Here is a 26062-nt window from a genome sequence, read left to right as displayed (position 1 = left end):
ACGACTTTTTTTTTGACAGTACCAGCAGCGCTACTGTCTCAGCCAGCGCCTTCTCCTTGCGCCGCAGGTCGCGTTCGAGCTCCTTGATGCGGCACTGATCGAACCTTTGCTGCTGCCGCTGAAACCGCGACGCAAGAAATATCCAGGCCGCCGCTCGGTTTCGAGCCGAGCTGCACTGAACGGCATCCTGTTCGTGTTCAAGACTGGGATACGCTGGTGCGACCTGTCGACCAAGTTGGGATTTGGTTCGGGTTCGACCTGCTGGAGGCGTTTGCGCGACTGGCAGAAGGCCGGCGTGTGGAAGCGATTGCACGAGCTACTGCTGGCGAAGTTACGCGAGGTCGGCGAGCTCGATTTCTCACGAGCAGCCGTGGATTCATCGTCGGTGCGAGCCGTTGGGGCGGGCGAAAAACTGGCCCGAACCCCACGGATCGTTCGCGGTGTTTGGGTCTTCTTCATCGGCCAGCCAAAGCATATTTGTCAGGCTCGAATACTACCTCTCCCGTCTTAACGCGACAAAACCGTTTGATACGGTTAGCCCGCCAACCCTTTATCAGCGCGGGTTGCAGCTGATCCGCCCGGTCTCATTGCGGTCATCCGAGCCATCGTCGTACAGTTCGTATCCGTCAGCGCATCCCGTCTTGAACGCACGTACGCGCGGTGCGAAGGTGTAGCCATCGTAACGACGGAGCAATGCGATGGAGAACACCAGCGCTCAGCGCGACAAAGGACGCGGCGAATGCGCGCACGCATGCGCACCCAGCGCGGTGGCCGCTTCATCTTCCGGCTCCGCGGACAGATCCCGCTTGAAAGTCTCGGCGAGGAAAAACGCGCACACCAGGCTCAGCAACCCCGTCGCCGCGATATAGATCGAAATGGGCAGCGTCTGGCCATACGTGGCGAACAGATAAGTGGCGATCAATGGCGTCGGCCCTGACGTGATGATGCCGGCGATCTGATACGGCAGCGACGCACCCGTATAGCGCACCCGCGTACCGAACAGCTCCGCAAACCACGTCGATTGCACGCCGTACACGGACGCCTGGCTTAACGCGATACCGCAGACGTACGCCACGAGAATCAAGGTCGGATTGCGTGTCTCGAGCAACGGAAAGAACGCGAATCCGTAGATCGCCACGAACACCGCCCCGAACATGAAGACCGTCCGGCGTCCGATCAGATCCGACAGTTTGCCGAACAATGGCAGCGTGATCAGCGCGAAGGCGCAGCCGAGAATGATGGCGTTCAGCAGGAGTCCGCGCGGCAGGCCGAGCCGCGTCGTGCCATAGACCAGCACGAACACATTGATCACGTTGAAGGTGATGTCGACCGCGAAGCGCGTGCCGATCGTCAGCACGAGGTCTTTCGGATGCCGGCGCAGCAATTCGATCAGCGGCGCCTTGACGACCTGCTTGCTCGCCTTGATCTGTTCGAATACCGGCGATTCCATGACGCGCAGCCGGATAAACAGGCCGATCGCGATCAGCGCGACGCTCAGCAGGAACGGCAGGCGCCATCCCCAGGTATAGAACGCGTCCGACGGCAGACTCGACACGGCTTTGAACACCGCGGTCGAGAGCATCAGCCCGAGCGGCACGCCCAATTGCGGGAACGCGCCGAAGAAGCCACGCTTGCTGGCCGGCGCCGTTTCTACCACCATCAGCACCGCGCCGCCCCATTCGCCGCCCACGCCAAGCCCTTGCAGAAAGCGCATCGCCACCAGCAGGATCGGCGCCCAGACGCCGATCGAGGCGTAAGTCGGCAGCAGCCCGATCACGAAGGTGCCGACGCCCATGATCGTCAGCGTCGCGACGAGCGTCGCCTTGCGTCCGATGCGGTCGCCAAAGTGCCCGAAAAACACCGCGCCGAAAGGCCGTGCGAGATAGCCGACCGCAAAACTCCCGAACGCCGCAATGGTGCCGACCACCGGATCGAACGAGGGGAAGAACAGCCTGGCGAAGACCAGCGCCGAAGCGGTGGCATAGAGAAAAAAGTCGTACCACTCGATGGCGGTCCCGACCACCGAAGCGACCAGCACACGGTTGACGGCCGAGCGGCTGATAACCGGCGCGTTGCCGGATGAAACGGGCGATGTGTTCATGTCTCCTCCCTTCTCTGGGAATCTATGTTTTGAACTGCTGCGTGTCGGCGGCGCGGGTCCGCCGGCACGTTACGATAAATTCACTGTGCTCACCAGTGCAGTTCCATCGGGAACTGGTCAAGCGTTTCGACGCCGCCCGAGGTCAACCGCACGATACGTTCCGTGCGCAAACCGCCGACGTTCGGCACCGTAATGGTCGCCTTCAGGGTAAAGACCATGTTTTCCTGCAGCACGGTCCTGTTGCCCGGCCCGATCCACGGCGCTTCTTCTTCCGGGTCCATGCCGGTGCCGTGACCGGTGCCATGGCCGCGCGCTTCGCTCGAGTATTGCTCGTAGTTCGATTTCACCAGCGCCTGCTGGATCACCGCATTCAGTTCCATGGCCGCCATGCCGGGACGCGCGGCGGCAAGCCCCGCTTCGACCGCGCGCGCCGCTGCCGCGACGATCGCCATCTTCTCGGGATTCGCCGGACCGTAGGTAAAACCGCGTCCGCCATCGGCCACGTACCCACGATAACGCGCGCCGATGTCGGTCATGATCAGGTCGCCCGGTTGCAGGATGCGGTCGGTGGGGCGCGCCAGGTTATACGCCGAGCGCGGACCGGATTGCACCATCGAATCAAACGCGGTCCGGTCTGCTCCTCCCGCGAGCATCGCGCGGTCAGCGATCAGAGCGAGTTCACGCTCGGTGTAGGGACGGCGGTCGGCGAGCGCGTCGCGAATCGCTGCCATCGCCGAATCGGTCAAGGCGGCGGCTTTGCGCATCAGTGCGACTTCGGCGTCGCTCTTGATCGCCTTGATTTCGGCCAGCACCATCGTCGGTTCGAGCTTCAATTCGTTGAGACCGGCGTTCAGGCGCTTCAACAGATCCGCAGGGATATAGGCGGCGCCGGCGAGGCCGACCGTGCCGCTGCGATGCCGCGCCGAAAATGCCTGCACCTGTTGCGTGACTTCACGCAGGCTGCGCACTTCGAAGGCGGTCACGCTCGTCGCGTAGTCGAAGCATTGATCCGACACGAACAGCACGGGGTCGCCGTCCACGGGCAGCAGCAGGATCGCGTTGGCGATGTCCGATACGCCGTCGAGCGGACGGAATTCGGTAAAGTAGCCGATGTTCGCGCCACGCCAGCAATCGCCGAAGGCAAGCAGGCCGACCAGCCCCGCCTTGTCGAGTGCGCTGCGGACCTTGGCGACGCGGCCGAGGAACTCGTCGGTGGTGATGCCTTCCGGCGGGATGTCTGTGGTACGAGTGTTCATTACTTCTTCGTCTCCTGTGTGGCTGCAGGATGCAGCCCGCCTCAATGCCCATGAAGGGAATTCGCCCCGCCTTGGAATGCAGGCCGTCCTCTCCATAGTAGGATCGATCGATATGCTTTTATAATGAAAAATAACGCAAAACCTATATCGATACGGAATACGTGGAGACAATATCGTGACCGCAGCCATTCATCCGGACACCGGCGCAGGGGCCATCGCGACGAGCCGCTTCGACCCCACGCGTCTGAAGACACGTCAATTGGCCCTGATCGTTCAGCTCGATACCCATCGCTCGGTATTGCGGGCGGCGAACGCCGCGCACATGACGCAGCCCGGGGCGACCAAGTTGCTGCGTGAACTGGAAGAGACGATGGGTGTCGAGCTGTTCGAACGGCATCCGCGCGGTGTCGAGCCCACCTGGTACGGCGAGGTGCTGATCCGCCATGCACGCAGCGTGCTGGCGGAGTTGCGGCACGCGTACGACGAAGTGTCAGCGCTCAAAGCCGGCCTGACCGGGCGGGCGATGATCGGCACCGAGGTCACGGCGGCCACCAACCTCGTGCCACAAGCGGTGGCGCTGCTGAAGAAGCGCTTTCCGCAGATTCGCGTCAACATCGAGATGGAGTTCAGCGAGGTGCTGGTGCAGCGTCTGCAGGAAGGCAAGCTGGATATGATCGTCGCGCGAATCCGCAATCCGGACGACCTTGCGGAGCTGCACTATGCGCCGCTCGCAGAAGCACAGCACGCGCTGTTTGCACGCGTTGGCCATCCGCTCGTCAAGCGCAAGGCTCTGAGCTGGGACGAACTGGCGCCGCAAACGTGGATCTTGCCGCCAAAAGGCAACGTCATGCGCAATCAGTTCACGCAACTGTTTCTCGAACGGAAGCTCGCGTTGCCGACGGATGTGGTCGAGAGCTCGTCGCTGCCTGTCATCACGAGTCTGCTGCAGATGAGCGATATGATCGCGCCGCTTGCGCGCGAGCCGGTGCGACCTTATTGCATTGCCGGTGCGCTCGAACCGCTACCGTTCGAACTCGATCTGAAGCTCGGACCGGCGGGCATCGTCACACGGCGCGGCGACAGGCTCTCGCCGGGCGCGCGGGCGATGCTGCAAGCGCTGCGCGAGGCCGCCGGATTCGACACCCAAGGCCCCGACGCCGACAGCGATTGACTTACCGCAACGGGACTCAGCGCGCGCCGTCCACCGCGACCCTTGCGCCGGGTTGTACTAACCATTCGTGAGCCGGCTCGTTATGTACGTGCCAGGCGCGGCGCGGACCGGCCATCACATTCAGGTAGTAGAGGTCATAGCCGTGCGCGGCGGCAACCGGGTGATAGCCGCGCGGCACCAGCACGACATGCTTGTCGTACGCCGCGAGCGTTTCGTCGAGACTGCGATCGTCGGTATAGACGCGCTGAATCGCGAAGCCCTGCGGCGGCGAGACGCGGTGGTAATAGGTTTCCTCGAGATAGGTCTGCTGCTCGCCATTGTCGGTATCATGCCGATGCGGCGGGTAGCTCGACCAGTTGCCCGCCGGCGTCACCGATTCCACCACCAGCAAGCTCTCCGCCGGCTCGGTTTCCGGAAGGATGTGGCGCACGTGACGCAGATTGGCGCCAGCGCCACGGGTTTCCTGCCTGACCTCGTCAGGTGCAATGAAGCGCGGCGGCAGGCCACCCTTCGCGGGCGCGGAGCAGACGCCGAGTTCGACGTCGTCCGCGGCCACGATCGTGTAGCGCGTATGCGGGGGCACGTACATGCACCACGGCGCGCCATCGAACGGCGACATCCGAGCGCCGATCGCGCGGCTCGCGAGCCCTTCGCAACCGGCTGTTGCGTGCCCCCTGACGAGCACGACCACGACTTCGCGATCGCCCGTCTCCTGTGTGACCGTGGCGCCAACCTTCAGGTCGAAAACATCGAAGCCGACGTATTTCCAGCCGGCGCTCGTCGGCGTGATATGGATGATCTGGCCATCTTCGGCGTGCTTTGACGGTTTGACGAGCAGTTCGCTCATGTGTTCCTCCGGTTATTTAGGGCTGCTACTCGCCAGAACGCGGCGGTCGCTGCGGCTGCGTGCATGGCCGTGAAGCGGTACAGGCGTCCATGGCTTTGACGACGCCTTGTGCGCGAATCGCCGCCAGATGGCGTGCGACCTGCGTGACGAAGCGCGGCTGTGCGCGCAGATCGCATCCGAAAATCGACTCGATTTCGAACAGTGTTTGTACCGCATCGATGGCATCCGCGTGCAAGGTCGAGCGGACCGCCTCGGCCAGTGTGCCGGCGAGCGGGTCCGCGATGGCGTAGGTGCGGCCTGTCTCGTCCTGACCGCTCAGGTACGCGATCCAGCCGGCCAACGCAAAGGCGAGACGTTCGGTCGGCGCGCCGCTTTTCAGGTTGGCGCGCACGCTTTCCAGCCAGCGCTGCGGCAGTTTCTGCGAGCCGTCGGTCGCGATCTGTTGCAAGCGGTGATCGAGCGCAGTGTTGCGAAAACGCGTGAACAGTTCAGCGCGATAGCTGGCCAAAGCGGGGCGCGACAGCGTCGGCTCCACCTCGTCGCGCAACATGCTTTCGACAAAGTTCCGCACGGCCGGCGCCGCGATCGCCTGATCGACGGTGTCGTAGCCGATCAGCGACCCGAGGTACGCGAGCGCCGAATGCGCGCCGTTCAGCATCCGCAATTTGGCCTGCTCATAGGGACGCGCGTCACCCACGAGCGTCGCGCCTGCGCGCTCCCACGCCGGCCGCGGCCCCGCGAAGCGGTCCTCGATCACCCATTGCGAAAACGGTTCGGTCATCACCGGCCACGCATCGTCGGCACCGAGTTGCTTCGCTACGCGCCTGCGATCGGCGTCGGTGGTGAGCGGCACGATCCGATCCACCATCGTGTTGGGAAACGCGCCCTCTCCCTCGATCCAGTCGGCCAGCGCAGGATCCGCTTCGCGCGCGAACGCCAACGTCAACTCGCGCATCGTGTCGCCGTTGGACGGCAGGTTGTCGCACGGCAGCACGGTAAACGGGCGAAAACCGCCCGCGCGACGCAGCGCCAGCGCGCGCACGACGAAGCCGATCGCGCTACGCGGCGCGGCAGCCTCGCGCAGATCATGAACAATCTCGGGATGATCGAACTGCAACGCGCCGCTGGCCGGATTGCGGCAATAGCCTTTCTCGGTGATCGTCAGGCTGACGATATGGCAGCGCGGATCGGTCATCGCATCGAGCACGGCGGCGGGCGACTGCGGCGCGACCAGCGAAGCGATCAGTGCACCGACCACCTGGAACGAATCCGCGGTGCCGTCGCGCACATCCACGGCATACAGATGATCCTGCGCAGTGAGCGCCTCCGACGTGTCCGCACGCCGCAACGACACGCCGACGATGCCCCAGCGGTGATCGCCAGCGCGCAACCTATGCTCGGTGTACACGGCCTGGTGCGCGCGATGAAACGCCCCGAGGCCCAGATGAACGATGCCCGGTGCAAGGCTCGCGCGATCGTAGGTGGGAACGACGATTTCGCCAGCGGCGCGCGCCGCGAGCGAAGCCACGGCGGCATTACTCAGCCGCATGATAGGCCGGATGTTTGGCGAGGCCTTCCCAGATGCCGTTCAGGTAGACCGCACCCAGCGCGCGATCGAACAGCCCATAGCCGGCGCGGCCCGTTTCGCCCCAGATCATTCGCCCATGGTCCGGCCTTGCATAGCCTTCAAAGCCGGTTTCGAAATAGGCTTTGACGATTTCCGCCATGTCGAGCGAGCCGTCGGCCGAACGATGCGAGGTCTCATGAAAGTCGCCTGCGGCATTGGTTTGCACGTTACGCAGGTGCGCGAAATGAATCCGGCCACGCGCGCCGAACTCGCGCACCAGTGCCGGAATATCGTTCTGCAGGTCCGCGCCCAGCGACCCAGAACACAGCGTCAGGCCGTTGGCGGGATCGTCGACGATAGCCAGCACGCGCTGCAGGTCCGCGCGATTCTTTACGATGCGCGGCAGCCCAAAAATCGGCCGTGGTGGATCGTCGGGGTGGATCGCCATCTTGATGCCGGCTTCTTTGGCCACCGGAATGATCGCGCGCAGGAAGTAGTCGAGATTGGCCCAGAGACCGGCCTCGTCAAGCGCTTCGTAGTCGCGCAGCAGGGCTCTCAACTGCTCGGGCCGATAGCTCGCGTCCCAGCCGGGCAGCTGGATACCCTGGCTGACGTCGAGCTCGCGGATCGCTTGCGTGTCGAACGCGAGCGTCGTCGATCCATCGGGCAGGGGCATTTCCAGCGAGGTGCGGGTCCAGTCGAAAACCGGCATGAAGTTGTAGCAGACCACCTTTACGCCGCAGGCGCTGAGGTTACGCAGCGTCAGGCCGTAGTTGGCGATGAGCGTGTCGCGCGTCGGTTTGCCGAGCTTGATGTCCTCGTGCACCGGCACGCTTTCGATCACTTCCAGCGTCAGGCCGTGAGCCTCTATCTTCTCCTTCAGCGACAGGATCCTGTCGATCGGCCACACCTCGCCCACAGGCACGTCATAGATCGCCGAGACGATCCCGACCATGCCGGGGATCTGGCGGATATAAGCGAGCGGCACGGGGTCCGTGTCGCCATACCAGCGAAAGGTCATTTTCACGATCGAGTCTCCTCCTCACACGCTCGCCTCGCCGTCGACGACGCTGCGCATCAGTGAATGGTTGGTTCGGCCCTTCCGCATCGGCCCAGCGCGGCGAGACGGCGAATGGACGCCGTGCGCCTGTCGGGTTCACGCGGGGGCGCAGCCAGGACTCTGCATACTAGCGGCGATTGACATGCCTTTATAATGAAGAATAATGCTTTATCTATACGATTATGGAATACATGCCGTTGCAACGTCACCGCCCGTCCGTTGTCAACTACCCTGGGCCCAGCTGGCCGCATGGCTGAACGCCCCGGATCTCCCCGCCGGGGCACGCGAAGTGCTGGGGACCGACTTACGTTTCGCTGGGATCGCAGGCTTGATTCGCTCCCTCACCTTTCCACTGCCGCCTGCGCCTGCTTCGCGCCGCGCCCTCCATATCGTGGATATCTCCGGCTTCTGAGTTAGCCAACGGCTGAGCGCTCTCTACATCCGTTGACGCACTCAACGCACCAATGAAGAGATTTGTGCACCTAAAATCAGCAACTTAGCTACTATCCATGCACCAAATCTGCGCCGGATTCCTGATTCCGGCGAAGCAAAAGCCAGAGGTATCGGGGTTTGTACTCTTGTCCACATTGCGGAATCGTTTGTTTTCGGCGCTGTTGCAAACAACTGTGACGCCTCTATAGTTGACCTCATGTAAGACGACGGCCGACCAAGACTGCGCCAACGCAGCGATCCCGCCCAAGATGTACACGCAGCGGCCACTAAATTGCCCGATTGAAAACACACCATAATTAGGACTCCACAATGAGTAACAGTACCAACGAGGACGAGAAAGTCGTTTTGATCACAGGCGCCGGGATCGGGATCGGTCGCGCCACGGCGAAAGCATTTGGCGTTCTCGATTACAGGGTCATACTTGCCGACGTTCTTCAGGCTGAGGGACAGGCAGTCGCGGCAGAGATTCGTGAAGCCGGAGGCAAAGCTGACTTCTACCCGCTGAACGTTCGAGATACCGCGGCATGCAATGAAATCGTCGCGACCGTCGAAGAGCAGTATGGTGCGCTCGACTCCGTCATCGCGAACGCGGGCATCGCGCATAAGGTCCCGCTGGATGAATTGACCGACGAAAAGTGGGACCACACGATGGACATTGATCTGAAGGGTGTGTTCCGCATCATCCGGGCTGCTCTGCCGGGCATGAAAAACAAGGGAGCCGGCAATATCGTGGCCGTTTCGTCGATTATGGGCGTCGCCTACGGTTGGGATGAGCATGCCCACTACTCAGCTGCCAAGTCGGGCGTAGTTGGGCTTGTGCGCGGTCTTGCAGTCGAGCTCGGCCGTCACGGAATCCGAGTCAACGGGCTGGCGCCCGGCTTCATCCGCACCGCCCAAGCGCTCTCCGAACAGCACTCGCTCGGCGCTGCAGGCCTCGACCAGGTTTCGGGTTCTATCCCGCTTGGTCGCGTAGGCGAACCGGAAGACATGGCCGACGTCATCACATTCATGGTCTCGGACAAGGCTCGATACCTTACGGGGCAGACGATCACGGTCGATGGCGGACTTGTCATCCAAAGTCACTAAGTCGCAGCTCGCAACTCATCCTATTCATATTGGAGGCCAAGCATGAGCAGCCTAATTGGAAAGACAGCGCTAGTCACAGGGGGCGCGCGCGGCATCGGTCAAGCTATCGCCATGGCGTTCGCGAAAGAAGGTGCCGAGGTAGCGGTACTCGACCGACGGAAAGAAGACGCGGAGCAGACCGCAGCGCGAATCAGGGACCTCGGCGTGAAAGGCGTGGCCATTTCTGCGGATGTCGGTGACGAATCGCAAATCAACGCAGCAGTAGAGACCGCCATCTTCGCACTTGGGCGCATCGATATCCTTGTGAACAATGCGGGAATCGAATCAGCGTCCTATGTCGTAGACATGCCGACGGACATGTGGGACCGCATGATGTTGATTAACCTGCGCAGTGTCTTTCTGTGCACTCGCGCCGTCCTTCCCGGAATGCGCGAACGGAAGCACGGGCGGATCATCAACATCAGCTCTCAACTCGCCCATAAAGGGGCGAAAGAGCTCTCCCACTACGCTGCAGCCAAGGCAGGCGTGATTGGATTCACGCGTTCGCTCGCGTACGAGGTGGCTGACCAAGGGATTACTGCAAATGCCATCTGCCCAGGACCTGTGGACACGGAGCTGTTCCGCAGCCTCCCGGAAACGTTCCGGCGCGCAAAACTTGCGGAACTCCCGATCGGCCGAGCAGCCTCCGTCGACGAAATCGCACCTGCGGCTGTGCTACTTGCATCCGACGCCGGCTCCTACTTTTTGGGGGCAACCATTAACCCGAATGGCGGCGACTACATGATTTAACCGCTGGCCGTAACCAAAGCGTTCAACCGCTCGAGTTGCGGCTCGCTGACCCTCTCCGTACCAACCACCGGTCTTCAATATCAGTAGTACTTTTGAAAACCTGAAGAACGTGCTTACTTTTTCCGCGAGGCGAAGGAGTTAGTCCAAAATGGCTAAGTTCAAAAATCCCCAATCGAACGATTTTCGGGTCGATCCGATACTGCCCAGTGATGTAAAGCGAGCGACCATTGTTGCTTTCTTCGCTTGGGTGTTTGCGGTCTATGACTTTATTCTGTTCGGCACCCTTCTTCCAGAAATCGGTTCCCACTACAAGTGGGATGCCGCCGAGCAGGCAGAAATCGCAACCCTGGTTGCGGCGGGAACCGCTTTGATTGCTTTCGTAATCGGGCCAATTCTCGATAAAGCGGGACGAAAAAATAGCTTGCTGTTCACCGTCGCAGGCGCTGCGGTCTGCTCCGGGTTGACCGTGGTCGGCGGATCGCTCGGGCGCTGGCCTCTGATTTTGATTCGGTCGCTCTCTGGTCTCGGATACGCCGAGGAGACGGTCAACGCAACCTATCTCAATGAACTCTACACCGCTGCTAACGATGCTCGCCTCAACAAGCGGAAGGGCTTCATCTATAGCTTGGTTCAGGGTGGCTGGCCGATTGGTGCGCTGGTCGCAGCCGGTCTCACGGCATTGCTGCTGCCCCGCATAGGTTGGCAAGGCTGCTTTGTCTTTGCCACTTTTCCGGCCATCGTCATCTTCTTCATGACCCGTCGCCTGAAGGAAAGCCCACAGTTTCTTCTGCACAAACATGTGAAGGAGCTTCGGGACCGCGGTGAAGAGGCTGCTGCACGCAAGATCGCGGAGCGCCACGGGATCGACTACGAGCAGCATTCGTCGGCGGGCGTCTGGGCGGCCTTCCGCGGGGAGTCTCTGCGTCCGACGCTCGTTCTCGGTGGTGGTTTGCTCCTCAACTGGTCCGCGATTCAAGTTTTTGGCGTGCTCGGTACAACTGTCCTGACTCAAGTCCACCACGTTTCCTTTGAGAACTCTCTCCTGATTCTCGTCCTGTCCAACGTCGTCGGCTACGTCGGTTACCTTTCGCACGGCTTCATCGGCGACAAGATCGGCCGTCGAAACACGCTGGCTCTTGGCTGGATGCTCGGGGGCTTCGCTTTTGCAGGGATGCTCTACGGCCCACACGACCTCTACGTGGTCGTCGGACTCTACAGTCTCGGCCTGTTCTTTCTGAACGGCCCGTACGCAGCTGCGCTCTTTTTCATCGGTGAGAGCTATCCGACGGCTATCCGAGGCACCGGCAGCGCCATTGTCCATGCAATGGGCCCGATTGGAGCGATCTTGGCGGGTCTCGGCATCACCGCCGCGCTTAGCTCCGGAAGTGATTGGCTTCACGCCGGCCTGTTCTTCGGTGCAGTTCCCTGTTTTCTCTCCGGCTTGCTGATCTTCGCCACGCGTCACGTTGATCCGGAAGAGCATACTTGGAGCGAACCGGTGCACGAGCCGAGCTTGGTCGCAGCACAGGAGCTCGGCCGCTACAGCGCAGCAATCGAATAACATCTTAGTGTGAAAGCAGGCGCGGGAGCAACGACCAGCAGTGCGCCGCGCCTGCGCTTTGACACCTCATCGGTGTTAGGGGCTCACCAGCAGACTCGTCTCCTTCGAGATTGAGCAATAGCCCAGTTGCTCTCCCCGACCCGATTCCTGCCCGCCTCCCCCAGTTCAGAAAGTCGACAATGCCCTTTCCTCTCTAGTTGGACTTCTTTTCCTGTGCCCGAAGCGGAAGACCGCCTCGACCTCCATCAACTCCTTCAGACACGACCGCGCAAGTCAGAGATGTCGAGGTTAGCCTGATGCACGAGGTTCTGGATAATGCGAGACTCCGTTCGCAGCAATGAAATGAGCTCTTGCTGCCGAGCGGCCGGCAAGCTTTCGGCCAACACAGTCACGCTCAGCGCGGCAAGCGGCGCACCCCCGCTGTCACGAATCACTGTCCCCACTCCGCTGAGCCCCGGGATGAGACTGCTGTCATGCGTGGCATAGCCCATGTCTTGAGAGTGCTTCACGATCTTGAGTAACGAGGGTACTGACAATCGACCATAGGTGAAGAGCCGCTTTGCGTTGGCGTGGCAAATTCGAGAGATTTCGTCGTCGGGAAGGAGCATCAACAGCGCTAGACTGCCGGCGCCCACTCCCAGCGGTCGATGCACGCCAATCTGTATAGCGGGCACCGTCACGGGTTGGCCGCCCTCAACTCTTGCTATCGAGATTGCATCAGAGTCGCTACGAATCGTCAAAAACGCAATATCCCCCGTTGATTCGGCAATCCGTTTCATCGAAGGCTCGCAGATTGCCTGCAATTTGAATTGTGTTGCCGCTGTCAAGCCGAGCTCGTACAAGTTATGGCCGAGGAGATACCGACGCGATTGTGGGTGCTGCATCACCAGCCCTTCCCGCACCAAACAACTTAGGATTCGATGGATTGTTGGCCTTTCCAGCTTCAATTGAGTGGCCAAGTCTGATAGGCGCAACCCATGCACGCTGAATGAAGCGATTTCTCGCAAGATTCGAGCAGCGCGTTCGATGCTCTGCGTTCCCGATCCTTTGCTCATCGCTGACGCTTGGCTCTCAGTGTTCATGGCGTGGTGCGTCCATCAAAGCAATCATGCTACACCCAAATAGTCCACAAAGCGGACTCATTTTTGAGGCTGCGCTGTTGTTGTTTGAAATTTGCGAGGTTATGGTTGTATCGAAGGGACAAAATCGATTTATCAGCGGCTTAAGCAGTCTCGCTGAGCACTATCCTGGGGTAATCGAGCACCGCTCGAATCCAAAATTTGCTCTGGAAGTCCGTATTGCGGATTGGGCCTGAGCAGCTGTTCAAGACGTTGAAAATCATTTGCCGTCCTCATCAGCCTCAGGACGCAGACATATCTAAAGGGAGACTTACCATGGCGCAGCGAATCGTAGATTTGACATTGACTCTTTCCGACAACATGCCGGCGCACAAGTTGTTTCAACGCCCCATCATTGCGCCTCACCTCACCCACGAGAAGTCGCTCTCGATGGGTATGGGCGTGCCTGAGGACCCGATGACTTTTGCGACCACCTTCATCAGCACGCTGGACCACATCGCTACGCACGTTGATGCCTTCTACCACACCAACCCCAATGGTGCGCCGGTCGACGAGATGCCATTGTCGATGTTCATGGGGAAAGCGGTGTGCCTCGACATGACGCACATCCCCGATTTGGGCGACATTGACGTCCGAGACCTCGAAGAAGCGGAAGAAAAGGCGGGGGTGAAGATCGACGAACACATCGTGCTCATGAACACGGGTCTGCACAAACGCCACTACCCGGACTTGAAAGTCGTATGGAGTAATCCAGGACTTACCGCGGAAGCCACGCATTGGCTTGCGGATCGCGGCTCGAAACTCCACGGCGTGGAGGGACCTTCCACTGACAAACCGTCGCATAACCTGTTTCCGAGCCACCGCGTGTGCCGCGACCGTGGCATCACCCACTACGAATGGCTCGTGAATCTCGAAGAGCTGGTCGGCAAGGGTGAATTCATGTTCTACGGGCCGCCGCTGAAGATCCAAAATGGAAGCGGATCGCCAGTGCGGGCCTGGGCCGTGCTGAACGATTGATTCGTCTTGGACTGATGTTTTGAGCACTTCTCACGGGGACTTGCTAGGGGTCCCGCCCGCAAACCAAGCAACTGACCAGGCCTGAAGATGAACACCGACGCTGACAACGATCAACGAATCCCTATAACGCTCCTGACAGGTTTCCTTGGCGCGGGCAAAACGACGCTGGTCAACCGCATCCTTTCAAGCCGCGACTCCGGGAAGGTCGCGGTCATTGTGAATGAGTTCGGCGAAATCGGCATCGACGGGGATCTCATCACCCGTGCGTCCGAGGACATGTTGGAGCTGAGTAACGGCTGCATCTGTTGCTCGAGCAAAGACGACCTGATGGAAGCGTTATACAAGCTGTATATGCGGAAGGCGGCCCTGGCCGAACCCAAGGTTGACTTTGATCGCGTCCTTATTGAGACGACCGGAATTGCGAATCCTCTCCCGCTCGCACAGGCGTTCTACACGGATATGTCGCTGAATCTCACATACCGTCTCGATGCAATCGTAACGCTGGTTGACCTGAGACATGTGGAAGACCAGTTGCAGAACGCGCCAGAAGCGGAGCGCCAGATTGCGCTGGCTGACAAGATCATCTTCAACAAGCGCGATCTGGTAGATGTCGAACAGTACCGCTCGGCCGTCTCACTGGTCGAGGCGCTGAACCCCATCGCTGCAAAGAAGACAGTTAGCTTCGGCGACGTGGCCCCGGTCGAGCTGCTCGACCTTGGCTTATTCGATCCAAGCACTCGGGAAACGTCGGTCACCAACTGGATTGGCGTAGACAGTGATTCGTACCACGCGTCGGAGGAGGACCACCGCGCTTTATGCGGCTCTGGTGCGCACCACCATCATGATCCGCACCACCATGTTGACGTCTCCTCGGTGAGTTTCCGGGAGTCTGAGGCGGTTGACTATGAAAGGTTCCTCGCCTTCCTGACCCAACTCACCCAGGACTACGGGGGCAATCTCTATCGAGTCAAGGGGCTAATCAAGTTCCCGGGCGCTGACCGTCCGATCATCCTGCAGGGTGTGCAGGACATTTTCAGCCCGCTCACCTATGCAGACGCGTGGCCTCGCGGGGTTCATGAGACGCGTCTCGTCATCATCGGAAAAAATCTTGCACGAGAAAGCATCACTACAGCTTTTAGCGCATGCATCACAAGTAGCGCCGACGCGGTAAGGCACGGCATCGTCATGGTTTAAGCAAGAAGGTGCTACGAAGTGTATTCCTCTCATTTCACTACCGCGCTCGAAATGCGAGACGCGATTGCGAAAAAGCAAGTCTCTCCGGTCGAACTTTTGAAACAGGTCTACGAGCGCGTCGACGCGCTCGAGCCTGAACTGAACTGCTTCGCAACTTTGACGCCGGAACTCGCCTTTGACAGCGCCCGCCGTGCGGAACAAGCGGTCATGAGAGGCGAAACGCTTGGCGTGTTGCACGGCCTCCCGATTTCGGTCAAGGACCTCATTGCAGTAGACGGTGTTCGTCAGACCTTCGGCTCTCTAGCAATGGAGGCGAACATTGCCGCCTATGACGCACCTTCGGTTGAACGCGTGAAGGCAGCGGGCGCATGCATCGTCGGTAAGACGACTACTAGCGAGTTCGGTTGCAAAGCCGTCGGAGACTCCCCTCTTACCGGCATTACGCGAAACCCATGGAACCTCTCCAAGACGCCAGGCGGCTCGAGCTGCGGCGCAGCAGCCAGCGTTGCTGCAGGCATTACGCCGTTCGCCCTGGGTACGGATGGCGGCGGATCAATCCGTGCCCCCGCCTCCTTCTGCGGACTCTTCGGGATCAAGCCTCAGTTCGCACGCGTGCCGGTTTTCCCTGCATCCGCAACGCCCACTTTGGGACATGTCGGCCCGCTCGCTCGCACGGTACGCGACGCAGCGTTGCTCCTCACCGCGATTTCTGGCGGTGACCGTCGCGATCCATTTTCGCAGCTTGGCACGGTGCCGGATTTCCTTGGAGCGTGCGAACAACCTGTTGAACGGATGCGCATCGCGTGGAGTCCGACCCTTGGATACGCAAAGGCAGATTCTGACGTCGTAAGCATCGCCGAGTCGGCGTTGAGGTTGTTTGAAGACATGGGCTGTGAAGTGGTAATTCTGGAGGAAGGAATCGGGAGTGATCCCGCCGACCTCTGGACGGCTGAGTTTTATGCCGGCGTGGGAACGCGCTTGAGAAAAACCTTGCTGGAATCGCGCGAACTACTCGACAAATCAGTAGCCAGGGTCCTGGACAATGCATTGGACCAAAGCCTGCTGCAATATTACGAAAAAGTGTTCGAACGGTATGAGTTCCGCGAGAAGGTCCGGTCCTTCTTCGAGCCATTCGATCTGCTCTTGTCGCCGACCATGCCAATTCCGGCGTGCGACATCAACGTTGACGTACCAGGGCAGCCAGAAGGACGCAACCTTTGCACTTGGCAGTATTACACCTATCCATTCAACCTCACGGGCCAACCTGCCGCGTCGATTCCAGTTGGATTCACCTCCGGAGGCTTGCCCGTAGGCCTGCAAATGGTAGCGAAGATCAATTGTGAAACAGACATCTTCCGTGCTGCGGCTGCGTTCGAAAGCGCCAAGCCGTGGGCCCACGAGAGGCCGGCGGTGACTAGGAGCCGAATGGATGCGGTTCGATTTGAGCGACCTGCAACTGCTAATCTGCATTACTGATTCGGGCAGCATAACCGGGGGTGCCCAACTGGCAGGCTTGTCTCTGGCGGCGGCAGGCGCAAGAGTCCAAGGTATGGAACTCGAGCTTGGGGTGCCGCTGTTCGAGCGCGGACGCCGAGGTGTTCAGCCCAGCGCAGTCGGCTTAACGGCGCTGGACCACGCTATGCAGGTGTTGCAACAAGTCGAGCGGATACGGGGGAGCTTCTTGAGCACGGACGTGAGGACCTCCCCTGGGACCGCCACGTTCGTGAACGTCACCGCGCGTAGCTCCTGCATCGACGCCTTTGACACCACGACCGGGCGACATCCCCGGACACCCGATTACCACTGCCGCGACAGGGCACGGCAGCGCAGCGACATCCAGAAGCCGATTACGCCGCATGTGCTGAGGCACGCGTTCCCCACTCATCTGCTCGAAGCCGGTACTGATGTGCTGCTCACGCGGTAGAGGAAGCGCAGTGCACCGATCGTTGGGTGGAGACTGGCGGGCGCTAGCTTGCGCTCTTCCCGAAGATAGATGAGCCAGGCCCGTATCTCCTCGGGACCCAGTAACTCGGGCGAACGGCGGAAGTGCCGGGCGAAGCTTGAAACCTGAAGAAGATAGGATCGCTGAGTATTCTCGGCGAGATTACGGATCTGCATGTCGTGTAACATACGTTGACGCAGTGGCGTCATGGAGCACCTCCATGAAACAATGATGAAGCCCGGCTGGGCATTCATATATTGGAAGACTGCTCCTGGAAGCGTCCGCTTCTCCTCGCTGATGATCCAGCGCCTGATTACCACCTCTGAGGAAAGTCAGATATAGGCGCTCGCTTTTCACCCCTACCGCGTCAGCGGTTTAGTGCAAGAAAACTTTTCGCGATGAATGCTTAAGCTGCCCGCACCCCACCAAACAAATCTTTTAAGCATCCAGTCTGCGACTGCAAGCGCAACTGCGGATCGACCTTCCGACGTTCGTTCAGCCATACCAATATATGCGCAGGTTTAAAGCTGGATGCTCGCCCTTTTTGCGACACCTTATCGACTGGCTAAGCTGGAAGTTATGGCCGGTAGAACTTCAAACAGATCGCCCACCAGACCGTAATCGGCGACGCTGAAGATCGGCGCTTCCGCGTCCTTGTTGATCGCGACGATCACCTTCGAGTCCTTCATGCCGGCGAGGTGCTGGATCGCACCCGAGATGCCGACAGCCACGTACAGTTGCGGCGCGACGATCTTGCCGGTCTGGCCGACCTGATAGTCGTTCGGCACGAAGCCCGCATCCACTGCTGCACGCGAGGCGCCCAGCGCGGCGTTCAGCTTGTCCGCCAGCGGTTCCAGAATCTTGGTGTAGTTCTCGCCATTGCCGAGACCCCGGCCGCCCGACACAATGATCTTCGCGCTCGTCAGTTCCGGACGATCGAGCTTCGTCACTTCGCGGCTCACGAACTGCGCGAGGCCGGCGTCGGCTGCCGCTTCGATCTTCTCGACCGCTGCGCTGCCGCCTTCGGCCGCGACGGCATCAAAACCGGTCGAGCGCACGGTGATGACCTTGATCGGATCAGCCGATTGCACGATCGCGATGGCGTTGCCGGCGTAGATCGGCCGCTCGAACGTGTCGGCGCTATCCACTGCCGTGATGTCGCTGATCTGCGCGACGTCGAGCTTCGCGGCGATACGCGGCGCGATGTTCTTGCCGTAAGCAGTGGCCGGCGCGAGGATGTGCGTGTAGTGCTTCGCCGCATCTTGCACAAGCGTCAGGACCGTCGCTTCGACGTTTTCCGCGAGGCCTGCGGCGAGTTGCGGCGCATCGGCGAGCAGCACCTTGCTGACACCCGCGATCTTCGCGGCCGCATCGGCCGCGCCCTGCGCGTTATGCCCCGCGACCAGCACGTGAATATCACCGCCGATCTTCTGTGCCGCTGCGATCGTGTTCAGCGTCGCGGCCTTGATCGACGCATTGTCGTGTTCTGCAATTACCAGGTTCGTCATTTCTCGGGTCTCCTCACAGCACCTTCGCTTCGGTCTTCAGCTTCTCGACCAGCGTCTTCACGTCCGGCACCTTCACGCCGGCCGAGCGCTTCGGCGGCTCGGCGACTTTCAGCGTCTTCAGACGCGGCGTGACATCCACACCGAGATCTTCGGGCTTGAACGTTTCGAGCGGCTTTTTCTTCGCCTTCATGATGTTCGGCAGCGTTACGTAACGCGGCTCGTTCAGGCGCAGATCGGTCGTGACCACGGCCGGCAGCGTCAGCGACAGCGTTTCCGCGCCGCCGTCCACTTCACGCGACACCGTCGCCTTGCCGTCCGCCACGACGACCTTCGACGCGAACGTCGCCTGCGGCAGATTCGCGAGCGCGGCGAGCATCTGGCCGGTCTGATTGGAGTCGTCGTCGATCGCCTGCTTGCCGAGGATCACCAGTTGCGGCTGCTCCCTGTCGACGAGCGCCTTGAGCAGCTTCGCGACTGCGAGCGGCTGCAGGTCTTCGTTCGATTCGATCAGGATCGCGCGATCCGCGCCGATCGCGAGCGCGGTGCGCAGCGTTTCCTGCGCCTGCGCCACACCGGCCGACACGGCGATCACTTCGGTCGCGACGCCCGCTTCCTTCAGACGCACGGCTTCTTCACCGCGATTTCGTCGAACGGGTTCATCGACATTTTCACGTTCGCGATATCGACGCCCGTACCGTCCGATTTCACGCGGACCTTCACGTTGTAGTCGACCACTCGCTTTACACCCACCAGCAGTTTCATATCGTCTCCTTCGAATACGTCGACGCCGCGTGCGCCGCCATCGGCGAACGGATCATGTCCGCTGCGCGCTCAGCCAGCATTAGCACCGTCGCATTGGTGTTGGTCGAGGTTATCGACGGCATCACCGAGCCATCGACGATGCGCAGGCCTGTCGTTCCGCGCACCCGCATTTCAGAATCAACAACGCTCATTGCGTCATCGCCCATCCGGCACGTGCCAACCGCGTGGTACACAGTTGAGCCATTGTCACGCACGTATTGCAGCAGCGCTTCGTCGGTCTCGGCCTGACGGCCCGGTACGGTTTCATCGACGATATAACGGGCGACCTCGGGCTGCGCGAAGATCCGCCGGCCAATCTTGAGTCCTTCCACCATCGTGTTACGGTCGAGTTCAGTGCTGAGGTATGACGGTGCAATCGTCGGCGCTGCCGTGATCTCGCTGCTGGTAAGGTGCACATGCCCACGGCTTTCCGGGCGCATCTGCCAGACGCCACACGAGACACCGGGCTCCGACTCCAGCACGCCAATCCGTCCCGCGACGAAGCTGCCTGGTGCGATGACGAACTGCACATCGGGACGCGTGGCGAGGCGAGTCTGTGCAAAGCCGCCGACGATCGCCGCGCTATAGGTCAATACGCCGGTCCCTGACACGACGTAGCGCATCATCTCGCGCGCGAGCGCAAGTCCGTGCGAGCGCTCGTTCGCGGTACCCGCACCGCGCACCCGATAGCCGAGCCGAACGACATAGTGATCCTGCAAATTGTTGCCCACGCCCGGCAACGCGATCCGCGTTTTAATGCCTGCATTGTCCAGCACATCCTTGTCGCCGATGCCACTCATTTCGAGCAGCCTCGGCGTGCCGATCACACCCGCGCTCAGAATCACCTCGCGGGTCGCGCGAATCTGCACCGGAATGTCCGCGCTCGTCGTCCCATTGATGCCGCTCACGTGGGTGCCGTTCATCTCGAGCCTGGACACCTGAAGGCCGGTCACCACCGTAAGATTCGGCCGCGCCATTGCCGGCCGTAGATAACCGCGCGCTGCACTCGACCGGCGACGTCCGTCGCGCGTTTGCTGGTAGTACCAGATCGACGGACCGCGCGTGTCGCGGTTTGGATCATCGACGAAATCGAGACCCGTCTTCTGGGCGGCCTGGACGACCGCACCGCAAATCTCCGGCGGGTTGTTCACCCGGCTGACCTGGATCGGACCGTGAGTGCCTCGTTGCGGGCTGCTGCCCTCGGTCCACGTTTCGGAGCGGCTGTAAAACGGCAGACAGTTGTCGAAGTTCCAGCCATTCGCGCCCGACTGCTCCCAGCTATCGATATCCTCCGCGAACGGGCGCACATATAGCAGGCCGTTGATCGCGCTGGACCCCCCGAGTCCGCGTCCACGCGGAAACAGGATTGCACGGCCGCTCGTCTCGGCGTCGGCCTGAGTGTGATAGCGCCATGTCACAGTTGGATGATCGAGCAATCGCACGAAGCCGGCCGGCACGTGGATGAACGGGTGACGATCGCGCTCGCCGGCTTCGACCAGAATCACTTTGATGTTCGGATCTTCGGTCAGGCGGTTTGCAAGCACGCAGCCCGCCGTCCCCGCGCCGACGATCACATAGTCCGCTGTGTACGATTTCATGACTTCGCTCCGGCAGCGACCAATTCGCGACCTTCGAGTGCTGCGATCTCCTCCTCGCCGAAGCCGAATTCGGCAAGTACTTCAGCCGTATGTTGTCCGAGCGTAGGCGGCGCACGGCAGTAGGCGACGGGGCTGCCGTGAAAATTCACCGGACTCGCGATGTTCGTTACCCTGCCCGCGACCGGATGCTCAATCTCGACGACCGCATTGTTATGCGCGATCTGTGGGTCCTGCGTCAGCGCGGTGTGATAGTCCTGCACGATCGCGCATGGCACGTCCGCGGCGCTCAGATGCGCTACCCAGTATTCCGCGGTATGCAGCAGAAAGTGCTGCTCGAGGATCACGTCGAGTGCATGCCGATTCGCAGTCCGCGCGGTGTTGCCGATGAAGCGTTCATCGCTCAGCAATTCTTCGCGGCCCAACGCGCGGCAAAGGTTCTGCCAGAATTTCTCGGTGAAGCAGGCCGCAAAGAAATAACGGCCATCGGAGCCCTGATAGTTGCGGTACGGCACCATCGTCGGATGGCCGCTACCGAGACGCTCGGGCGCTTTGCCGCTTCTCAGCGTCTCGCCGTCGCGCGGGATGGTGCTGAAAAGCGCAGCCGACAGCAGCGACGTGTCGATGCGCTGGCCTTCGCCATGCCGTTCGCGATGCAACAACGCCGCCGAGATACCAAACGCGAGCAGCGCAGCCGCGCCGAAGTCGGGCAACGGCGCTCCGAGGCGAACCGGATTGCCGCCGGCTTCGCCCGTCATGTCCATGAGACCTGCCACGGCCTGCACGATCGGATCGTTCGCGGGCCATGCGGCGTAGGGACCGCTTTGTCCGAACGCCGACACGCTTGCGTAGACGATTTTCGGATTGCACGCCTTCACGGCCTCGTAGCCGATGCCGAGCCGATCCACCGTGCCCGGCCGGAAGTTTTCGACGACAACATCCGCCTGCTCTGCCATGCGCAGAAATGCATTGCGTCCTTTCGGCGACTTCAGGTCGAGGCGGATGCTGCGCTTGTTGCGGTTCTGCGAGAGGAACTGCACGCTTTCGCCTTCGACGAATTGATTGCCGAGATTGCGCGAGAGGTCACCGGCCTTCGGCTCCTCGATCTTGATCACGTCCGCGCCGAGGTCGGCAAGCAGCACGGTACCGACCGGGCCCGCGGTCATGACGGTGAGATCGAGAATGCGATAGCCCGACAACGGGCCGACTTGTTTCTTATCCATGATTTGCCGCCTGCAAATGCGATGCGTCCGTGAATTCGGCACGCGGGTAATCGAGCACGTCGAAGGCGAGACGGAACGGGTCGGCCTCACCACGCGTGATGGTCGACGCATGGCCGAAACGGGCGTCGTCGCGCTGGGGAAAGTCGGTGCGGTAGTGGCTGCTGCGCGATTCGCGCCGCTCGATACACGCCTGCAAGATGACTTCGGCAGTGGTCGCCATGTTGTCGATCGTCAACGCATCGATCGCTTGCGGCGGCGTGGCAGCGCCGCCCGCGGCGAACTGCGCGCGCGCCTCGCGAGCGGCGGCTAACGCGATGTTCAGACCGCTTTCCGTCTTCTCGACGAGGCAATGCGCCTGCATCGCCGCGCGCAGATCGGAGGCGATACGTTGAGCGTCGAACGAGACATTCGGTTTTAGCGCTGTTCCGAGGCGCGTTGCGAGCGGCGTTATGTCGGGCTTCCCCGGCGCGCCACTTTCGCGCGCAAACGCGGCCGCGCCGACGCCTGCGCGATGACCAAAAACCTGACCTTCGGCAAGCGAGTTGCCGCCCGGACGATCCGGGCCACGCACGCCGCCCGCGAGTTCCCCTACTACGAACAGCCCCTCGATGGTCGACATCGCGTCGGTGTTGGTCATCCGCACGCCACCGTTCAGGCATTGGAACGCAATCCCGACGTCGAGCGGATCGCGCTTCGGGTCGAGTCCCTTCGCGCGCATCCAGCGCAGGGTGTTCGGAATTGTGGCCGCCAACCGCTCCTCTGGGATGTCGGCGAACGAGAAGTGCACCGCACCGCGTTCCGTACCTCTGCCCTGGGCGATTTCCGTTGCGATCGCGATATCGATGTAGCGCGATTCATTCGAGATCGTGAACGGGAACACTTTCTCGTCCATCGCGGCTTCGGGCGTCACGCCTGCCGGCAGGTAGTCCGCGAGGAATTCATGACCGTCGCGATTGAGCATCCTCGGATGCAGGATGAAGCAGGACTTGCTGAAGAGTTGCACGTAAGGGTGCACCATCGCCGGCCCGAACTGGTGGAACTCCATGTTCACAAGTTCGGCGCCATGGCGGAAGCAGATGGCCTGGCCGTCACCGGTCATTTCTGCTGTCGAGACTTGCTGCGAGAACAGACCGTGCGCACCGCCGGTGCCAAGCACAACGGCGCCCGCGGAAACCACCAGCAGCCGACGCAGAGCCAGATCCATCGCAACCACGCCGCTCACGCGCCCACTTGAAACACGCAGAAGGTCGATCAGCGCCACCGGCTGACGCGTCTCGACGCCGAGCTTCCTGGCTTCGTCCGCGAGCGCGCTCACGAAGGCTTTGCCGGTTTTGCCCTTCACGCCGAGAGCGCGCGCATACGTGCCGAAGTCGCTGCGGATGAGTTTATAGCCATCGCTGATGCGGTCGAACGGCACGCCGAGTTCGATCAGGTCAGCAATGCGCTTCGGTGCGCCCTCCGCCAGCACGCGCACCAGCTCGCGGTCGATGAAGCCGCCCGCCGGACGCATCGTGTCTTCGTAATGCATCGTGGCGCTGTCGTCGGCGCTGCCATAGCCGGCCGCTCCCATGCTCATGATTTCGCTCGCGCCGTGCACCGTGCTGCCGCCCTGCCCGACCGGCGCCTTTGCCAGCAGGAGGACCTTCGCACCCGCCTGGGCCGCCGACACCGCCGCACGCGAAGCCGCGCCGCCACCGCCAACCACTACTACGTCGGCTTGCGCGTAGTCGACGCCAAAGCCGAGTTTCTCCAATGTCTGAACTGCCGTCACGTCTGTCTCCGCTTACGATTTAAGCGCGCGCGCCACGATGTTGCGCTGGATTTGATTGGTGCCACCGAAGATCTGGAACATCTTGGCTTCGCGGTAATGGCGCTGCATCGCGTATTCGGCGGAGTAGCCATTGGCGCCCATGATCTGGATGCCGTCGGTGGCGACCTGCACGTACGTATCCGATGCGAGATACTTCGCCTGCGATGACTCCACGTCGCACGTTTCGCCTTCGTCGAGCAGCTTCGCCGCGCGAAATGCCATCATGCGGGCGGCATCCACGCGCGTCTGCATGTCGGCGAGCAGGTGCGACACCGCCTGGAAATCGATGATCGACTGCCCGAACTGCTTGCGGTCGTTCGCATACCAGCGCGCAAGATCGATCGCCGCCTGCGCGCCACCCACACACATCGCCGACAACGCGATGCGCTCCTTTGACAGCACCGTGGTGAGCTTTTTCCAGCCCACGTGCAGGCCGCCCACAATCATTTCCCTGGGGACACGGACGCCGTCGTACACCACTTCGCAGGTGCGAATGGCGTGGCCGCCCAGCAGGTCGATCGGATTGATCGTCAGGCCTTTGGATTCTTTAGGTACCAGAAAGAGGCTGATCCCGTCGTGCTTCTTCGCTTCTGGATTGGTGCGCACAGCGGTCAAGATATAGTCGGCCTGCATCGCGCCGGAAATCCACATCTTGGTGCCGTCCAATATGAAGTCGTTTCCGTCAGACACGCCGCGCGTCGTCAGCGAGGCAGCATCCGAGCCGGAGCCGTTTTCGCTGAGGGCGAAGGCGAAAAAGGCACGGCCTTCAGCCAGCTTCGGCAACACCTCGCCCTTGATATCGTCTGACGCGAAACGCGCCAGCGCGCCGCCCACCATGTTCACGTTCGCATTCCAGAAGCGCGCGAGCGCGATCGTGTGATACGCGACGATCTCCAGATAAGCGGCCATGTCAAGATAGCCACCGACGCCGCCGTACTCTTCGGGCAGCGTGATGCCGAACCAGCCCTGTTCGGCGGCCACCTTCACGAGTTCCTCTGGGAAGCGCTTTTCTTCGTCGCACTGGCGGACATATTCCGGCGACGCATGGCGCGTCAGCACACGATTCACTGAATCACGGAACTCGAATTGATCGGCGTTCAGATACGGTTTAAGGTCGCGGCGGTTGACCAGATTGCCTGCGTATTCGGGATTCACTCTGTCTCCTCCTTGTCCGATCAGGACACCTTGCGTTGCGCCACGACTTCTTCAACTTGCCCGAGCGGAATTGCACGCAACATTCCCGCACGCGACTTCGCCCCCGTCATCAGGAACGCAAGATCCGAGCCGCTAAGAATGAAACGCGCGCCTTTCCGCACGTACGCGGTCATCAGTGCTTCGTCGTACACCCCGCCCACGCCCGGCACCTTGCCGTGCCGGTGACATGCGGCGCACACGGCGTCGATGGCGGCCGCCACACGCATATGGCCAAGTTGCCCAGTAATACCGAGATCCGCCGCGAGATCGGTCGCGCCGACCAGCAGCACGTCGATGCCCGGCACCGCCGCGATCGCGTCGGCGTTCTCGAGCCCTTCGCGGGTTTCGATCATCGCCACCACCAGCACCTCGTCGTTGATCGCGCGAACCACATCGGCGATCGGGAGAGACTGGAAGCCGACCTGTGGCAGCATGCCAGGGATCGACCGTCCGCCGGCAGGCGGGAAGCGGCACATATTGGCGATCCGCGCGGCCTGTTCGGGCGTACTCACGTGCGGCACCACGATGCCCATCGCGCCGGTATCGAGCAGTCGTGTGGCGTGGAACGGCTCGTGCCCTGGCACCCGGATGATCGGCGTCACACCGCCCACCAGCGCGGCGGCGCAAATCTGCGCGGCCGTGTCGATGTCCATCGAGTTGTGTTCCATATCGATGAACAGCCAGTCGAAACCGGCCGTCTGCGCGATCTGCGCGATGTCGACGGTGCGGGCCTGGCGCAGGCCCATGCCGAGTGCCAGCTCACCCGCGGCCAGTTGCGCTTTTGCGTGATTCTTGATGCTTTGCATCA

General features: G+C 61.2%; 21 protein-coding genes and 2 pseudogenes. 9 read left to right on the top strand and 14 right to left on the bottom strand.

Translation table 11 applies throughout. The features are described from left to right. Positions 1-94: 94 nt before the first annotated feature. A pseudogene (locus HWY30_RS31405) lies at positions 95-492 on the top strand (transposase); the annotation flags it as partial. A 223-nt stretch (positions 493-715) separates the two neighbouring features. Here the strand turns inward: HWY30_RS31405 and HWY30_RS31400 are convergent. Both HWY30_RS31400 and HWY30_RS31395 read right to left on the bottom strand, forming a co-directional pair. Further along, entirely contained in the window at positions 716-2101 is a 1386-nt protein-coding gene (locus HWY30_RS31400; protein WP_090812492.1) for an MFS transporter, read from the bottom strand. Positions 2102-2190: 89 nt separating this feature from the next. Continuing rightward, entirely contained in the window at positions 2191-3357 is a 1167-nt protein-coding gene (locus HWY30_RS31395) for a M24 family metallopeptidase (protein ID WP_090812493.1), read from the bottom strand. A 175-nt stretch (positions 3358-3532) separates the two neighbouring features. Here HWY30_RS31395 and HWY30_RS31390 point away from each other — a divergent pair, with 175 nt between their 5' ends. After that, the gene (locus tag HWY30_RS31390) at positions 3533-4528 is read left to right on the top strand and encodes a LysR substrate-binding domain-containing protein (protein WP_090812494.1); all 996 of its coding nucleotides are present in this window, start codon (positions 3533-3535) and stop codon (positions 4526-4528) included. Between the two features lie 16 nt (positions 4529-4544). On the opposite strand, the gene iolB is transcribed toward HWY30_RS31390, so the two are convergent. The 3 genes from iolB to uxuA are packed head-to-tail and all read right to left on the bottom strand — an operon-like array spanning position 4545 to position 7969. Next, the gene (gene iolB / locus HWY30_RS31385) at positions 4545-5375 is read right to left on the bottom strand and encodes a 5-deoxy-glucuronate isomerase (RefSeq protein ID WP_090812495.1); all 831 of its coding nucleotides are present in this window, start codon (positions 5373-5375) and stop codon (positions 4545-4547) included. A 25-nt stretch (positions 5376-5400) separates the two neighbouring features. Beyond that, positions 5401-6924: a mannitol dehydrogenase family protein gene (locus tag HWY30_RS31380; protein WP_090812496.1), complete on the bottom strand. Its 1524-nt coding sequence runs from the start codon at positions 6922-6924 to the stop codon at positions 5401-5403. After that, positions 6911-7969: a mannonate dehydratase gene (gene uxuA, locus HWY30_RS31375; RefSeq protein WP_208524340.1), complete on the bottom strand. Its 1059-nt coding sequence runs from the start codon at positions 7967-7969 to the stop codon at positions 6911-6913. The genes HWY30_RS31380 and uxuA overlap by 14 nt, the downstream gene beginning before the upstream one ends. Positions 7970-8764: 795 nt before the next feature. On the opposite strand from uxuA, the gene HWY30_RS31370 reads away from it, so the two are divergent. The 3 genes from HWY30_RS31370 (at position 8765) to HWY30_RS31360 (ending at position 11891) form a co-directional block, all read left to right on the top strand. Further along, on the top strand, positions 8765-9541 hold the full coding sequence (locus HWY30_RS31370) for an SDR family NAD(P)-dependent oxidoreductase (protein ID WP_090812498.1): 777 nt from the start codon (positions 8765-8767) through the stop codon (positions 9539-9541). A gap of 42 nt (positions 9542-9583) precedes the next feature. After that, positions 9584-10330, top strand: coding sequence for an SDR family NAD(P)-dependent oxidoreductase (locus HWY30_RS31365; RefSeq protein ID WP_090812499.1), 747 nt, complete (start codon positions 9584-9586; stop codon positions 10328-10330). 148 nt (positions 10331-10478) lie between these two features. After that, positions 10479-11891 carry an MFS transporter gene (locus HWY30_RS31360; RefSeq protein WP_090812500.1) on the top strand — a complete coding sequence of 471 codons (1413 nt, stop codon included), beginning with the start codon at positions 10479-10481 and terminating at the stop codon, positions 11889-11891. A 254-nt stretch (positions 11892-12145) separates the two neighbouring features. On the opposite strand, the gene HWY30_RS31355 is transcribed toward HWY30_RS31360, so the two are convergent. After that, on the bottom strand, positions 12146-12973 hold the full coding sequence (locus HWY30_RS31355) for an IclR family transcriptional regulator (protein WP_090812501.1): 828 nt from the start codon (positions 12971-12973) through the stop codon (positions 12146-12148). 312 nt (positions 12974-13285) lie between these two features. On the opposite strand from HWY30_RS31355, the gene HWY30_RS31350 reads away from it, so the two are divergent. The 4 genes from HWY30_RS31350 (at position 13286) to HWY30_RS31335 (ending at position 17105) form a co-directional block, all read left to right on the top strand. Next, positions 13286-13987 carry a cyclase family protein gene (locus tag HWY30_RS31350; protein ID WP_090812640.1) on the top strand — a complete coding sequence of 234 codons (702 nt, stop codon included), beginning with the start codon at positions 13286-13288 and terminating at the stop codon, positions 13985-13987. Positions 13988-14074: 87 nt separating this feature from the next. Beyond that, positions 14075-15181, top strand: a complete 1107-nt coding sequence (locus tag HWY30_RS31345) for a CobW family GTP-binding protein (protein WP_090812502.1) — start codon at positions 14075-14077, stop codon at positions 15179-15181. A gap of 18 nt (positions 15182-15199) precedes the next feature. Then, a complete protein-coding gene (locus HWY30_RS31340; protein WP_244145082.1) occupies positions 15200-16657 on the top strand; it encodes an amidase in 1458 nt (485 codons plus the stop codon). Next, positions 16611-17105, top strand: a complete 495-nt coding sequence (locus tag HWY30_RS31335; RefSeq protein WP_167368863.1) for a LysR family transcriptional regulator — start codon at positions 16611-16613, stop codon at positions 17103-17105. Before HWY30_RS31340 ends, HWY30_RS31335 begins: the two co-directional genes overlap by 47 nt. Here the strand turns inward: HWY30_RS31335 and HWY30_RS31330 are convergent. The 8 genes and pseudogenes from HWY30_RS31330 to HWY30_RS31295 all read right to left on the bottom strand — a co-directional run bounded on the left by HWY30_RS31330 (position 17063) and on the right by HWY30_RS31295 (position 26060). Further along, the gene (locus tag HWY30_RS31330) at positions 17063-17299 is read right to left on the bottom strand and encodes a site-specific integrase (protein WP_244145084.1); all 237 of its coding nucleotides are present in this window, start codon (positions 17297-17299) and stop codon (positions 17063-17065) included. The two genes, HWY30_RS31335 and HWY30_RS31330, sit on opposite strands and share 43 nt — an antisense overlap. A 378-nt stretch (positions 17300-17677) precedes the next feature. Further along, positions 17678-18631, bottom strand: a complete 954-nt coding sequence (locus HWY30_RS31325) for an electron transfer flavoprotein subunit alpha/FixB family protein (protein ID WP_090812504.1) — start codon at positions 18629-18631, stop codon at positions 17678-17680. 13 nt (positions 18632-18644) lie between these two features. Further along, a pseudogene (locus HWY30_RS31320) lies at positions 18645-19393 on the bottom strand (electron transfer flavoprotein subunit beta/FixA family protein). Beyond that, positions 19390-21030: a GMC family oxidoreductase gene (locus HWY30_RS31315; RefSeq protein WP_090812505.1), complete on the bottom strand. Its 1641-nt coding sequence runs from the start codon at positions 21028-21030 to the stop codon at positions 19390-19392. Before HWY30_RS31315 ends, HWY30_RS31320 begins: the two are co-directional and overlap by 4 nt. Continuing rightward, positions 21027-22250: a CaiB/BaiF CoA transferase family protein gene (locus tag HWY30_RS31310; RefSeq protein ID WP_090812506.1), complete on the bottom strand. Its 1224-nt coding sequence runs from the start codon at positions 22248-22250 to the stop codon at positions 21027-21029. Before HWY30_RS31310 ends, HWY30_RS31315 begins: the two co-directional genes overlap by 4 nt. Continuing rightward, entirely contained in the window at positions 22243-24021 is a 1779-nt protein-coding gene (locus HWY30_RS31305; protein ID WP_090812507.1) for an FAD-binding protein, read from the bottom strand. Before HWY30_RS31305 ends, HWY30_RS31310 begins: the two co-directional genes overlap by 8 nt. Before the next feature lie 12 nt (positions 24022-24033). After that, entirely contained in the window at positions 24034-25215 is a 1182-nt protein-coding gene (locus HWY30_RS31300) for an acyl-CoA dehydrogenase family protein (protein ID WP_090812508.1), read from the bottom strand. A gap of 20 nt (positions 25216-25235) precedes the next feature. Next, positions 25236-26060: an HpcH/HpaI aldolase family protein gene (locus HWY30_RS31295; RefSeq protein WP_167368864.1), complete on the bottom strand. Its 825-nt coding sequence runs from the start codon at positions 26058-26060 to the stop codon at positions 25236-25238. Between the last annotated feature and the right edge of the window lie 2 nt (positions 26061-26062).

Origin of the sequence: Paraburkholderia tuberum STM678 (genome assembly GCF_902833905.1) — a bacterium.
Classification (GTDB): domain Bacteria; phylum Pseudomonadota; class Gammaproteobacteria; order Burkholderiales; family Burkholderiaceae; genus Paraburkholderia; species Paraburkholderia tuberum.
Note: the sequence above shows the minus strand (reverse complement) of the source record. Positions and strands in the feature narration are given on the sequence as shown.

Bases quoted from the DNA above. Each gene is read 5' to 3' on its own strand.
- HWY30_RS31395 (WP_090812493.1), bottom strand. From the start codon at position 3,357: ATGAACACTCGTACCACAGACATCCCGCCGGAAGGCATCACCACCGAC.
- iolB (WP_090812495.1), bottom strand. From the start codon at position 5,375: ATGAGCGAACTGCTCGTCAAACCGTCAAAGCACGCCGAAGATGGCCAG.
- HWY30_RS31345 (WP_090812502.1), top strand. From the start codon at position 14,075: ATGAACACCGACGCTGACAACGATCAACGAATCCCTATAACGCTCCTG.
- HWY30_RS31295 (WP_167368864.1), bottom strand. From the start codon at position 26,060: ATGCAAAGCATCAAGAATCACGCAAAAGCGCAACTGGCCGCGGGTGAG.
- HWY30_RS31335 (WP_167368863.1), top strand. From the start codon at position 16,611: ATGCGGTTCGATTTGAGCGACCTGCAACTGCTAATCTGCATTACTGAT.
- HWY30_RS31315 (WP_090812505.1), bottom strand. From the start codon at position 21,030: ATGAAATCGTACACAGCGGACTATGTGATCGTCGGCGCGGGGACGGCG.
- HWY30_RS31330 (WP_244145084.1), bottom strand. From the start codon at position 17,299: ATGCAGATCCGTAATCTCGCCGAGAATACTCAGCGATCCTATCTTCTT.
- HWY30_RS31310 (WP_090812506.1), bottom strand. From the start codon at position 22,250: ATGGATAAGAAACAAGTCGGCCCGTTGTCGGGCTATCGCATTCTCGAT.
- HWY30_RS31365 (WP_090812499.1), top strand. From the start codon at position 9,584: ATGAGCAGCCTAATTGGAAAGACAGCGCTAGTCACAGGGGGCGCGCGC.
- HWY30_RS31350 (WP_090812640.1), top strand. From the start codon at position 13,286: ATGGCGCAGCGAATCGTAGATTTGACATTGACTCTTTCCGACAACATG.
- HWY30_RS31325 (WP_090812504.1), bottom strand. From the start codon at position 18,631: ATGACGAACCTGGTAATTGCAGAACACGACAATGCGTCGATCAAGGCC.
- HWY30_RS31370 (WP_090812498.1), top strand. From the start codon at position 8,765: ATGAGTAACAGTACCAACGAGGACGAGAAAGTCGTTTTGATCACAGGC.
- HWY30_RS31360 (WP_090812500.1), top strand. From the start codon at position 10,479: ATGGCTAAGTTCAAAAATCCCCAATCGAACGATTTTCGGGTCGATCCG.
- HWY30_RS31380 (WP_090812496.1), bottom strand. From the start codon at position 6,924: ATGCGGCTGAGTAATGCCGCCGTGGCTTCGCTCGCGGCGCGCGCCGCT.
- HWY30_RS31400 (WP_090812492.1), bottom strand. From the start codon at position 2,101: ATGAACACATCGCCCGTTTCATCCGGCAACGCGCCGGTTATCAGCCGC.
- HWY30_RS31355 (WP_090812501.1), bottom strand. From the start codon at position 12,973: ATGAACACTGAGAGCCAAGCGTCAGCGATGAGCAAAGGATCGGGAACG.